The sequence below is a fragment of the Hymenobacter polaris genome, from assembly GCF_012927305.1.
In the GTDB taxonomy this organism is placed as follows: domain Bacteria; phylum Bacteroidota; class Bacteroidia; order Cytophagales; family Hymenobacteraceae; genus Hymenobacter; species Hymenobacter polaris.
Genome location: NZ_JABBGH010000004.1, coordinates 186,550 through 198,282, shown reverse-complemented (window position 1 = coordinate 198,282; position 11,733 = coordinate 186,550). Strand labels below are relative to the sequence as shown.

The following is an 11,733-nucleotide window of genomic DNA, read 5'->3' as shown; positions in this document are numbered from 1 at the left end:
TAGGGACATATATGTCCCTAATTGCCCGCCCGGCCTTAGCTTTGTACCTATTGCCGTCTTTTCCACTTCCCCCTGACTCCAGCGGCCACCGCTAGTTAGCCTGACTGGTGGTCTGAGCCAGGACCCCACACCTTCTACCGTCGCCATGATAACTGCTGATTTGCCAGCGCTGCCCCCGGGGGCTGGACGCATCCCCTTCGCCTTGGCTTCCGCGCAGCAGGTGGTGCAGGCGCTGGCCTATGCCACGGAGCGGCTAGCCGCGCACTTTCCGACGCTGGACTGGGCCACGTGGAATGACACGTTTCGGCACGTTCAACCCGAGCTAGTCGTGCACGGGCCGGCGGTGTGGCTGGAGTGGCCGGCCCTGGCGCGCTTAGTTCAACAGCTGGCCTCGTCCCTAGCCTGCTCCCTGCTCGACCCGCCCGGGTACAGGCCGGCCGTCACCGAAACGGCAGTGTTACTCACCGCCTATCAGAGCTTGGCCCGGCAGGCCCTGACGCAGTCAACTGAAACCCCGGGGTGTACCCCGCTCCTCGACGAGTTGGCCCCAATGCTGGCCAAGGGGCACGCTATCGCATCGCGGGTCTGTGCGGCAACCCCCGAGCCAGCGGACGAAGCGCCACGGCCGGACCCGCTGGTGCCCGACCAGCAGCCCGCGTCGGCCGCTCCGGAACCACCGACCGTTGGCCTCTCCGCCGAGGAGGCGATAGCACCAAATCCGCCGATGCCCCCAGCACCGGCGCCAGCGTCCGAAGACAGTCCATCAACTGCCCGCCGCACCTTCCGCGACATCGTGCAGCATCACCCGCGGGCCAATGGCAAAGTGGGCTTCACGGTGCGCGAATTATGCCGGGCGATGCGTATCAGCGCGGCCTCGCTGCAGGAAGCCCACGCAAACCCAGGCCGGCTCTCGCTGACTGCGGTAAGTGCCTTAGCCACCTTGATGCAGGAGTCTTTGCTCTCAGTGCTGGCTGACCTGATGGCGGGCGCGGGTACCAGAAAAAAGAGGCGAAATAGAGGACGTGTCCAGTAGGGGTAATGGCTGCCTCCAGCGGGGAGTTAACACGCTAGATATGGGCGCGTGGCCTAGTCAAGCAACTCTTGGTCAACGTCTAACAGGGTAGGTTACTGACCGAACGGGGGCAGTCAGCGCCAGCATACTCGTCTGCTAAAGCAAGGAGCCTTCAGTAGTCGCTTCAGCCAGGTAAAACGCGCACTTATCCTTGTTGTCGAGGCTGATAAGCGTTTTGTAATGCGTCCAGCTGAATTGTGTCCGCATTGCGGACACAATGGGGAAAGTCCGGTAAAACTGCACGTACCAATACAGCTGCCGCCGCGAAAAGCCGCTGCCGAACTGCGGCTGCAACGTGTCGGCTAAGCCTTGCATCAGAAACGTGCCGTAGGCCGCCCGGTTGGCTCCCTGCTGCTCTTCTTCCACTATCATCCGCCCGATGTGCCAGTACAGGTGCACCCGCTTGGCATCGACGGCCTGCACCGCCTCGGCCCGCGCCTACGTGATGAGGTCGCGCACGGCGACGAGTAGTTCCGGTTTAAGAAGCATGCGGCAAAGGCTTGGTGGGGGGACTGCCCGTGGGGTGGTCCACTAGCAACGGGTAAGGCGCTAAAAGTAGGTTGAGTTTGCAGTCGCACCCCGCGTGGCGAGGAACAGGAGTAACCGTAGTCGACCAAAGAGGGTATCCACTCGGTCCTCGCCCGCGGCAAAATGAGTTGCTACCGGATAAGAACTCGCTTGCGAGGGGGGCACCGCGGGCTTTGGGCTGCGCGCTGCGAATTACCTAATCAGCTTTGGTAAGTGCTACTTAACCAAGTTGCTCGTAAGCAGAAGATTGTCAAACAAACCAGGCGGAAAGTTTAGCGTCGGATACTTTCGCCTGGTTTAGTTTACAATCTCCTGTCTTATTGGCTGGTAAGCTTATGAAATAAGCTGTTGGAGCAGGTACTCGACGACCAGGCTACCGGGCGCGGGGCCCCCACCGGGGATGCCCGGGGGTAGTCGGGGGCTGCTAGGTAAACCCCAAAGCTGGGCCTGCACCACCTGCTCGGCCAGCGGGTAGGGCCGGGCGAGGCGTCGTAGCAGCGCCCCGAGGTGAGGACCGCAACGAATGTTCAGCGTGCCGGCCAACTCAGTGAGCGCACTTACCACTAGCTCGTTGGTATGCAGAATGTACTGGGCCAACTGCAGCGCCGACCAACCGTAGAGGGGCGGGTCGAGGACCGGCAGTTCGGGAGCGTTGCCCAGGTACTGAACCAGCTGAGTCAACTCAAGGTGGGTGAACGATACCTGCGTCCCGGTGAGCAGCAGCGTAGGGCGACACTCCGCCAGCGTGCGGACGAAGAGGCGTTCGGGCAGGGTCGGAAAGTGGCGTTGCAAGCGGGCTTGCAGGTAGTGCAGGGCCTGGGCTTGTTGGGTCGCCGTGGCCTGCGCATAGGGCAGGAGCAAGGCAGTGGGGGAGAACATAGCGTAGTAATAAGAGAAAGTGGATGGGGCACGCGGGGGCCAGCCGCTGGGTAGCCAGCAGCGGTAAGGCAGTTGCAGAAGTGGGGGAGCGCCTAGGGCAGGGAGGACCCGGCGGCCGGGGCTGGCTGGTCGCGCAACTGCTCCTCATCCAGCCAGATAAGCAGGAGTTGCCGGGCTTTAGCTTGCAGGGCTTGGTGGCGCTCGTGCAAAGCATCCCGGAGCGTGTCCGTAAAGGGGGCACCCGTGTCGGAGGCGAGGGTAATCGTCACTTGCTGGGCATGCGCGTGGAGCGTGACGGCGGTCAGGCCGGTGAGCTCCAACTTGTCGAGTTGGCGCAGCTGACGCTTCGCCTGTTTCTGGGCGCGGCGCAGGTACTTGAGGTCGCGACGGTAGCTCATCGTGTGTGACGGCTAAGCAGGGTGACTAGCTTCAGCGTATCGGCTGATTGGAAGCGAGCGGCGGCTAGGCGGTCGAAGGTGCCCGCCCGGCGGTCGGCCCGGTCGGGGAAGCAAGCACCGGGTACCCAGCTCGGGGCGGCCTGGCGCAGACGGGAGCGGTGACTGCGGAAGCTGATGGAACCCAGCTGACGTAATGTGGTACCCGTGGCGAGGTCGCGGCGCTGGCGGGCAGCTTCAGCTTGACGCCGGGCGATTTCGGCTAGGACGCTTGCGCTCCAGCGGGTGAGACGGGCGATATCCTCGCTTTCGTGGACGAAATGGTTGGCCCGTAGCTGCTCAGCTTCGCTGAAAAGGGGGTTGCCGATGAGGGGCAAAAGGACGTGCTGGCGAAGCTCGCCAAGAGAAGATGAGAGTACGCTCGTAAGCATACTTATCCCAGTTACATGGTTTGCCATGTATTTTTGAAGTAAGGTTTGTAAGAACCCAACCGTAGTACCTGCGCAAACAGGTGCTATATCGGAGGTCAGTCGTTAGCGCGGCTGACCTCTTTTTGCTTACTAGGGTAAGTTGTTCAACTTGAACAATACAAATGTACCATAAAATTACCATTAAACCGTTTTGCTGGCCTATTATTTTGTGGCGATACGCTAGTGCAACTGGGGTATATTTGCAGTATGAGAGCCGAAAAACAGGAAGCTACAGGCAAGAAACAGCTCAGTGTAGTATTGGAGGCAATTGAATTGGAAACAGCTAAGAAGGTTGCCAAAAAGCGTGGTGTAAGTACATCTTCCTTAGTAAGGATGCTTATTCTCGACGAAGCTCGTCGACTTGATATTCAGTAGCACTACTTCTGTAGACATAAGAAAGCCCAACCGATTGGTTGGGCTTTCTTATGTCTACAAAAATAATACGTTGATTATGGGGCCTTTATTGGAGTATTTTCTATTGATAATCAGTATGTTGTTTAGAAAAAATCGTTTAATCAGTCATGCTGAACAGGAGATTGGAACAGGTTGTTTTTTGTAGTGATCGGGTCGCAGTTGCTTACCGTGACTAGATAAAAATGGTGCGTTAGGTCGCGGCTATGAGCTACCCGCTACTACCCACACAACCTGCTTAAAAACCCCGAAGCTGCTCGTGTCGCTGGCGCTTCAAAAAATAGTAGCCGAAGAAGCCCAAAAAACGGCGTTTTCAGGGTTCGTTACGCACGCGCTTCAGCCCCCACTACTCGGTTCTTTTTGAAGAACGACGTTACCTGTTAGGTTTTTGAGCCACGAGGCGCACGAGGCGTAGGGTCTCTTTCGAAAAGTCGGCGGGGGCGAGCGGCTCTTCGTAACGCACAATCTTTAACCCGGCAGCGCCATAGAGCTTGGGCAGCTCGTTGGTGTTGAAAAACACCCGGTAGTCCCCGTCCGTGACGGGTAGGCGTGTGGTAGCTTCCATGTGAAAGGCTTCCAGTACGACGAGGCCCCCAGGCTTCAAGGCCTGCGCCACGCGCGCGGCGTAGTCGCGGCCGCCAGCATAGCTGAGCACAATCAGGTCCCATTTGCTGGTGCCCCAGTCATAGGTGGCCATGTCGTGAACTTCTATAGTGAGAGGGACGTGCAATTGGTGCGCTCGCTGCTGGGCAAAGGCCAAGGCCTTCTCTGCGATATCAACCCCCGTTACTTGCCAGCCGTGTTGGGCCAGGTAGAGGGCGTTGCGACCTTCGCCCATGTCGGCATCCAGGGCCGTGCCAGGGGAAAGGCCCTGCACCGTCTCTACTAGCAGCGCATTGGGGGCCGTGTTGAAGACCTTGGTGCGCATCAGCGAATCGGTGAGCAGGTAGTTCCAGCGCTGGCGCGTGCGCTCGGCCAGCTGGCGAGCATAGGCGGCCTTTTCGGCCGGCGTGGCCTGGGGCGAGAGCACGGGGGCCGGCCCCAGGCCCGGGGTGGGCGGCAGGCTTCGCGTGTCGGGCGCGGCTGGTTGCTGGGCCCACCCGGGCGCAGTAGCCAGCAGCAGAAGCAGCAACCAAGCACGCCACAGCAGGACAGGTGAATGCGCAGGCATGATAAGGTAAGTATATGAAATATAGTTAGCTACAAGATAAACAATTTCCAGTCAACTCGCCTTTCCAGAAAACTAATCCACTTATATAACGAACCAAGAAGACGTAACGCTGCTTCCTCAGCGGTTTGCCCGCACGTGGCGGGGCGTGCTGCTGGGCGGGTAGCCAAAGTGGCGCGAAAAGCTGGTGGAGAAGTTGGCCGGGTTGCTGTAGCCTACTTGGTAGGCTACTTCCGCTACGGTGGCCGCGCCGCTGGCCAGCAGCTCGTGCGCCCGTTGCAGCCGCACGAGGCGGATAAAATCGCCGGGAGCTTGGTCGGTGAGGGCCTTGAGCTTGCGATGCAGCTGGGTGCGACTCAGGCCTAGTTCCCGGCTCAGGGTTTCCACGTTCAGGGTTTCGTCGTCGAGAAAGCGCTCGACTACTCGTTGTACTTTCCCAAGGAAGGCTTGCTCCATAGACGGTGGGCCGGGGGCGGGCGGGCCAGCCACGCCGCGCCGGTACGCTGCCTGGAGCTGCTGGCGCCCGCGCAGCAGGTTGCGCAACTGGGCGAGCAGCTCGGCCCGCAGAAAAGGCTTGGTCAGGTACGCGTCGGCCCCGGTGTCCAGCCCTTGCAGCTTACTGGGCAAGTCGGTCTTGGCCGTGAGCAGGACGAGGGGGATGTGACTGGTGCGTTCGTCTAGCTTCAGCGCCCGGCACACGCCGTAGCCATCCAGGCGCGGCATCATGGCGTCCGTCAGCACGAGGTCGGGTAGGCGCTCGACGGCGAGCGCAAGGCCGGCGGCCCCATTTTCAGCTTCCAGCAGCTGGTAGTCAGCGGCCAGTATCGTGCGTACATAAGCCCGCACGTCGGCATTGTCTTCTATTACGAGTAGTAGTGGGGCGACTGGTGGTGAAGGAGTTAAGTCGGGCTCCGAGTTGAACGCTGGCGCTAGGCTGGCTGGCTCGCTGGTGGGCGCTTCGGCTGGGCTGCCGCTGGCCGGGGCCAGTGGCAGCCGCACCACGGCCGTGGTGCCGTGGCCCACTTCGCTGGTCAGCCCGATGGTGCCGCCGTGCAGCTCGACCAGCTCTCTCGTCAAAGCCAGGCCAATACCGGTGCCTTCCTGCTCGCGGGTGTCGGAGCTATCGACCTGGTAGAACCGGTCGAAGACGTGCGGTAGTTGCGTAGGGGCGATGCCGCTGCCCGTATCGCGCACCGTCAGCTCTACCCACCTGGGGCTGGTTGGCTCGGGGGACGTTTCCGCGCGCAGTTGCACGGTGACCATGCCGGCGGGCGGCGTGAATTTAAAGGCGTTGGAAAGCAGATTGACTGCTATTTTTTCCAGCTTGTCGGCATCAAAATCGACGGGCAGCGCGGGTGGGTTGGCCTCGAACGTGTACTGGATGTCGCGCTGCCGGGCTAGCGATTCAAAGGAGCCCACCAGCCCGCGCACAAAGCCGACTACCTCGCCCGGCGCTGGGTGGAGCACTTGCTGGCCGGCTTCGAGGCGGCTCAAATCCAGGAGTTGGTTGATGAGGTGCAGCAGGCGCTGGGCGTTACGCTCCACCAGTTCGGCCTGCTGGCGGGTAGCGGGCTCGCGGGTGTCGGCGGCAATTTGGGCGGCGGGGCCCAGCATGAGCGTGAGCGGCGTGCGAAACTCGTGGGTGATGTTAGTGAAGAAGCGGGTTTTTTCCTGGTCCAGTACCCGTAGGCGGTCGGCCTGGGCCAGTATCTCGTCGCGCTGGGTGGCCAGGGTATGGTTTTGCCGGCTGATTTCCGCGGTGCGCGCGTGCACGGTGGCTTCGAGCTGCTCGTTCTGGGCGCTGATGAGCTGCCGCCGCTCAGCTTCCTGGGCCAGGTTTTGGGCGGAGAGGTGCTCGACTTGGTGCAACTGCACTTCGAGGCTGCGGCGCGTGGCGGCAAAGTCGCGGGCCAGGTACACCGACATGGAAAACGGCAGCAGCAGCGCGCAGCCTTGAATGGTGAGCTGCGCGGCCAGAAAATCGGGGCTGTCCAGCCCATGAATGACGTGGAAGGCGCTGCTGGTAGCAAACGGCACCAGCAACGCCCCTAGCGTGCCAAGAATAAGTAGCCCAATGCCGGGCTGCCGCCGCCGCAGGGCTAGGCCTAGTACCCGCAGCATATCAAGCCAGGCGAGTAGAAACACGCCTAGCACCACGGTCGGCACCTGGTTGCCATCCAGGGGCTGGGCCAGCCACCACGCCACTTGCCCCACACTCGTCAGCGCCAGCACCCCTAGCCAGGCCCTGGGCAGGCGGGTATGGCAGATGGTATAGATGAACAGGAGCAGGAGCCCGCTGGTCAGCGACGTGCCCACCTGAAACCCCAGTTGCGTCCACCAGCGCGCCCCTTCGTCCGAGAACGTAGCGCGCAAAAACACCATCAGAAAGGTGCCCGCGGCTACGGCCATGCAGAAGCTAAAATACAGGTTGGCACGCTGGGACCGGTAAAACCAAAACAAGCAAAAGTGCAGCAAGGCCAGCACCGTCGCGCTGGTGACGGCAATAAGGCTGAGGGTATCGGAGCGGGCCTGGCGCACGCGCTCGGCCACCAGGCGCTCGGCCGGGGCCACCCACAAGGCAATGCCCCCGTAGGGCAGGGGCCAGGTAGCGAACCGGGCGTAGCGCACGGCCAGTAAGTGCGGCCCCGGCGCAGTGAGCGTGAAAGGCAACAGGCAGTAGCGCGGCCGCACGGCCTGGGTAGTAGAACCCGACGTGCCAATTTTGCCATAATAGCCCAGCAGGCGCCCGTCGAGGTAGATTTCGGAGGCGCCATCCTGCGCGACGTACAGCCCGAGCGACTTGCCCAGCAGGGCCGAGTCGAGGGTGAACCGGAGCCGGAAGCAGCCCGTGCCGCGCCAGCCCGGCGGTTCTTCCCCCACCCAAAATCCTGGGTTGGCTAGCAGCCAGTCGCGGTCATTAATAACGGCGGTGGCCCAGCCGGCCGGCGCGCCCGGCCGGTAGCGCCACCGCCGCGTGCCCCCTAGCCGCTGCATCGGCTGGGCATCGACTTGCGCGGCCCGCACGTGCACCAGCGCGCTATCGGGCGAAGCCGAAACAAGGGCCGGCCCAGGGCCGGGCTTGGCCCAGGTAGCTGGCCCGCTGAGCAGGCAGCAGCATAGAAGGACAAGGTAGCGGCTAGTCATCGGCAGCGGCGCAACAGCGGCGGGTGTGAGGAATAACGCAGCAGAACAAGCACCGGCGTTTCCCAATATACAACTTATCCCATTGGCTGTATTGGCTTTACCTGCCAGGCGGGCGGCGGCCGACGCGATTTTACCGCGTTGGCCACCGGAAAATTTGCGTGGACAACCTCCGCAAACACCTTTGCCACAAAGGCAAAAGCGCGGGCTGCATCGGCAAATGATTTTGCAACGTGCGCAAAGGCCGCGCCAGGCGACCTACGCTTCCTTTGTAACCGCTTCGGCGCTTCAAATTACGCTAGTTGCCAGCTCCCTACAGTCACTAGCCATTCCGGCGAATGAGCCGGTGGCCCCCGCCCAGTCGGCCACCTTCGGCCTGCCCGCCCACGCTCCTGCTAGTAGTCGCTAGCCCCGCATTTGCTTTCCTCCTTACCCGCCTTCGCTATGGAACACGCAGGTCACTTTCCACCGGCCCTCGGCCGGGTCTTCTACTATGTGGTGCTGGTCGCCTTGGGGCTGCTCGTTCTGCTAGGAATTGCTGGGCTAGCGCAGCTACCGGTCAGCACCGATTCGGTGTGGTGCCTACGTACTCCCCCCGGCAGGCTACTGGCATGAAGCCGCCCGTGCTTACCCGCCTGCTGCTAGGGGCCGCCGCCGTGGGCTGGGCCGGTATCGTGGCCAGCAGCTGCGCCGATAAAGCAGATGAGCCGGCCCCCACCACGGTTGTTAGCCGCCAAGGCATCACGCCGGCCAACGTGAGCTACGACAACTACATCGGCCTGCTGCTCAATACGCGCTGCAAGACCTGCCACAACCCAGCCTCCAGCCTCAGCACCAAGGCCGCCCTCGACGCCTGGACCAACGAGCACACCTACCGCAACGCCGCCGACCATAGCCTCAAGATTGTGGCCTCCATCGAGCAGGATAACATGCCCATCGCCCGGCCCATGGTGGCCGAAGAGAAAGCCTTGCTGCAAGCCTGGCTCGACCGAGGCGCGCCCGAAAAGTAGCGCCGTTTTTTCATAACTCCTTCTCATTTAGTGAGCTTGCTATGCATTGCTTTTCCCTCTTATTGCTTGCCTTGTTCGGGGCGCTTGGCCAGTTGCCCGCCGCTGCCCAAACCCTCTTCGTGACCCGCTCGGCGCAGCTCGCCTTCTTTTCGAGCACGCCCCTGGAAAACATCGACGCGAAAAGCAGCCGGGCCATGTCGGCCCTCGACCCGAAAAACCACACCGTCTATTTTAAGGTGGATAACACGTCGTTTGAGTTTCCGCGCAAGCTGATGCAGGAGCACTTCAACGACAACTACATGGAGAGCGCCAAATACCCGTTTTCGGAGTTTACGGGGCAGTACACGGGGGCCGTGGATACCGAGCACGACGGCAGCTACCCGGTGCTGGTGACCGGTAAGCTGAAGCTGCACGGGGTGGAGAAACCCTACCAAGTGCCCGGTACGATAACGGTGAGCAACCACCAGCTAGCTGTCGCGGCCAGCTTTACCATCGCGCTCAAAGACCATCACATCGACATTCCCACGCTGGTAGTAACCAAGGTGGCGGAGCAGGTACAGGTGACCGTAAAGGCGGTTTACGAGTCTAAACCCTTGGCCTCTAAGCTGTAGCTGCCATGAGTACTTTCCGTTTAGCGGGGCTGGTGGGCGGGCTTATGCTGGCCGGCCTGGGCGCGCAGGCCCAAGACCAAGACCTGAGTAAGCTCTTTGCCGGGGCTTCCGATTCGCTGGCGGCGGCCCGCCAGCCGGTGGCGGCCACGTTCAAGTCGCCGCGCATCGTCAACCTGCGGTCCAACGAGTCGATTGCGCGCCACGAGCTTGACTTTCAGGTCATGCACCGCTTCGGCGATATTGCCGGCAAGGACGGCGGCATCCGGACCTTTTACGGCCTGGATTTTTCGACTGATATCCGTATTGGGTTCGACTACGGCCTCACCGACCGCCTGACGGTGGGCCTGGCGCGGGCCAAAGGCAACACGGCCCAGCGGGAGCTGTACGAAGGAAGCCTGAAGTACAAGCTGCTGGAACAGAACCGGGGCGGCAGCCGCCCGGTGGGCGTCGCGCTGTTTGGCAACGCTGTCGTGTCGGGCATGACGGCCACCACCGACGAGTCGCTGGCCAGCACGTTTCGGCGGCCCGCCGACCGTTGGAGCTTCGTGGGGCAGGTCATCGTCACGCGCAAATTCAACGACCGGCTCTCGCTGGCGTTGCTGCCCACCGTAGGGCACCGCGTGCTGGTGGAGCAACACGACGATAATACGGTGCCCGCCCTGGGGGTAGGCGGCCGGTTTCGGTTTACCCAGCGCCTGAGCTTGATTGCCGACTACGTGCTGGTGCACCGCAGCAGCGCAAGCCGCGCCTACTACCGCACCTTGGGCGTCGAGTTCTACAACCCGCTGGGCGTGGGCCTGGAAGTCGAAACGGGCGGGCACGTGTTCGCCCTGACGTTCACCAACTCGGCCGCCATTCTGGAAAACCAGTTCATTCCCGAAACGCGCGCGTCCTGGACGAAGGGCCAGTTTCGGTGGGGGTTCACGATTTCGCGGCGCTTTGCCCTGGGCAAACACAAAAAATGAGGGCGGCCCGCTGTTGAAAAGCAAGCGTACGCTCTGAGAATTACCATAAATCCACTTTCCTTCAGCCACTTATGAAAGCCTTTTTTGCCACTCTCTGCCTAGCCCTGCTGGCCCTGCCCGGCATCGCCCAACCCGCCCGGCCAACACCTGGCCTGGCCAGCACGGCCGAAGTGCGAGCCTTCACCGCGCAGCTAACCCAAGTGGCCACTGCGGCGCAAAAGCGCGACACCGCCGCGCTGCACCGCCTCTTCGCCACCGAGTACCGCCATTACGCGCCCGACAACGAAGTCATGAATCGCAAAGCAGAGCTGGCGTATGTCAGCTCCAAGGAGTGGCCCTTCGCAACAGTTGCCGTGGCGAGCCCGGTAACGGTGAACGTCTACGGCCCGACGGCCGTGACGGTAGCCGCCGTGAAGTTTAGCGGCCCGGGCCAAGCTGGCAAAGTGTTTACCTCGACCCTGCAAATACTGGCCGTGTGGGTGCAGCGCGACGGGCGCTGGCAAGTGGCCGTGATGCACAGCAAGGAGCTGCCCGCCAAGCGAACCGCTAAAAACTAGCCGTTATGAAAACTGCCCTTCTGGTCCTATTGGGTAGCAACTTAACCTTCGGGGCGGCGGCGCAACAAGGCGATACGCTCACCGCCCGAGCGGCTATCCAGGCCGTACTCGCCCAGTATGAAGCAGCCTGGAACCGGCATGATGCGCTGGGCTTGGCGGCTCAATACCAGATAAACGCGACCTGGGTGAACTGGTTTGGGGCTTACTCTAAAGGGCAAGCCGCCATTCAAGCCCATTATGCCACCGTACATGGTTCTTACTTCAAAACGTCGCACTTTACCACTCGGGCCGTGGAGGACATCAGCTTCCTCAAACCCGATGTTGCGCTGGTGCACGTGCGCACGGCCCTGACCGGCGATACGCGCTACCCCGGCCAAACTTTTGAATTCCGCCGCACCCTCGTCTTCACCCAACGCGACAGCGCGTGGCGCATTAGCGCGGGCCAGAATGCCAAGCTAGAAGCGGGCGTCAAGTAATCGACTAGGCACTGAAAGTCGGCTACTCCGGCTAAAGCCGGTAGGTGCCA

General features: G+C 61.7%; 12 protein-coding genes and 1 pseudogene. 7 read left to right on the top strand and 6 right to left on the bottom strand.

Translation table 11 applies throughout. The features are described 5' to 3' along the window. Window positions 1–145: 145 nt before the first annotated feature. Window positions 146–1,033, top strand: a complete 888-nt coding sequence (locus tag HHL22_RS22610; RefSeq protein ID WP_169533702.1) for a hypothetical protein — start codon at window positions 146–148, stop codon at window positions 1,031–1,033. A gap of 135 nt (window positions 1,034–1,168) precedes the next feature. Here HHL22_RS22610 and HHL22_RS22605 read toward each other — a convergent pair. The 4 genes and pseudogenes from HHL22_RS22605 to HHL22_RS22590 all read right to left on the bottom strand — a co-directional run. Further along, window positions 1,169–1,498, bottom strand: a pseudogene (locus HHL22_RS22605) (DUF1016 N-terminal domain-containing protein); the annotation flags it as partial. A 435-nt stretch (window positions 1,499–1,933) separates the two neighbouring features. Continuing rightward, window positions 1,934–2,479: a hypothetical protein gene (locus HHL22_RS22600; protein ID WP_169533700.1), complete on the bottom strand. Its 546-nt coding sequence runs from the start codon at window positions 2,477–2,479 to the stop codon at window positions 1,934–1,936. Window positions 2,480–2,571: 92 nt separating this feature from the next. After that, window positions 2,572–2,877 carry a hypothetical protein gene (locus HHL22_RS22595; RefSeq protein ID WP_169533699.1) on the bottom strand — a complete coding sequence of 102 codons (306 nt, stop codon included), beginning with the start codon at window positions 2,875–2,877 and terminating at the stop codon, window positions 2,572–2,574. After that, the gene (locus HHL22_RS22590; protein WP_169533698.1) at window positions 2,874–3,305 is read right to left on the bottom strand and encodes a hypothetical protein; all 432 of its coding nucleotides are present in this window, start codon (window positions 3,303–3,305) and stop codon (window positions 2,874–2,876) included. The genes HHL22_RS22595 and HHL22_RS22590 overlap by 4 nt, the downstream gene beginning before the upstream one ends. 246 nt (window positions 3,306–3,551) lie before the next feature. Between HHL22_RS22590 and HHL22_RS22585 the strand changes: the two genes are divergently transcribed. Continuing rightward, a complete protein-coding gene (locus tag HHL22_RS22585) occupies window positions 3,552–3,719 on the top strand; it encodes a hypothetical protein (RefSeq protein WP_169533697.1) in 168 nt (55 codons plus the stop codon). A gap of 409 nt (window positions 3,720–4,128) precedes the next feature. On the opposite strand, the gene HHL22_RS22580 is transcribed toward HHL22_RS22585, so the two are convergent. Both HHL22_RS22580 and HHL22_RS22575 read right to left on the bottom strand, forming a co-directional pair. Then, window positions 4,129–4,887, bottom strand: coding sequence for a class I SAM-dependent methyltransferase (locus tag HHL22_RS22580; RefSeq protein ID WP_169533696.1), 759 nt, complete (start codon window positions 4,885–4,887; stop codon window positions 4,129–4,131). A 156-nt stretch (window positions 4,888–5,043) separates the two neighbouring features. Then, window positions 5,044–8,067: an ATP-binding protein gene (locus tag HHL22_RS22575; RefSeq protein ID WP_169533695.1), complete on the bottom strand. Its 3,024-nt coding sequence runs from the start codon at window positions 8,065–8,067 to the stop codon at window positions 5,044–5,046. A gap of 608 nt (window positions 8,068–8,675) precedes the next feature. On the opposite strand from HHL22_RS22575, the gene HHL22_RS22570 reads away from it, so the two are divergent. The 5 genes from HHL22_RS22570 (at window position 8,676) to HHL22_RS22550 (ending at window position 11,683) form a co-directional block, all read left to right on the top strand. Continuing rightward, window positions 8,676–9,074, top strand: a complete 399-nt coding sequence (locus HHL22_RS22570; protein ID WP_169533694.1) for a hypothetical protein — start codon at window positions 8,676–8,678, stop codon at window positions 9,072–9,074. A gap of 41 nt (window positions 9,075–9,115) precedes the next feature. After that, on the top strand, window positions 9,116–9,685 hold the full coding sequence (locus HHL22_RS22565; protein ID WP_169533693.1) for a YceI family protein: 570 nt from the start codon (window positions 9,116–9,118) through the stop codon (window positions 9,683–9,685). Window positions 9,686–9,690: 5 nt separating this feature from the next. Next, on the top strand, window positions 9,691–10,650 hold the full coding sequence (locus HHL22_RS22560; protein ID WP_169533692.1) for a DUF5777 family beta-barrel protein: 960 nt from the start codon (window positions 9,691–9,693) through the stop codon (window positions 10,648–10,650). 71 nt (window positions 10,651–10,721) lie between these two features. Continuing rightward, entirely contained in the window at window positions 10,722–11,207 is a 486-nt protein-coding gene (locus tag HHL22_RS22555; RefSeq protein ID WP_169533691.1) for a nuclear transport factor 2 family protein, read from the top strand. A 5-nt stretch (window positions 11,208–11,212) separates the two neighbouring features. After that, a complete protein-coding gene (locus HHL22_RS22550) occupies window positions 11,213–11,683 on the top strand; it encodes an SgcJ/EcaC family oxidoreductase (RefSeq protein ID WP_169533690.1) in 471 nt (156 codons plus the stop codon). Window positions 11,684–11,733: the final 50 nt, after the last annotated feature.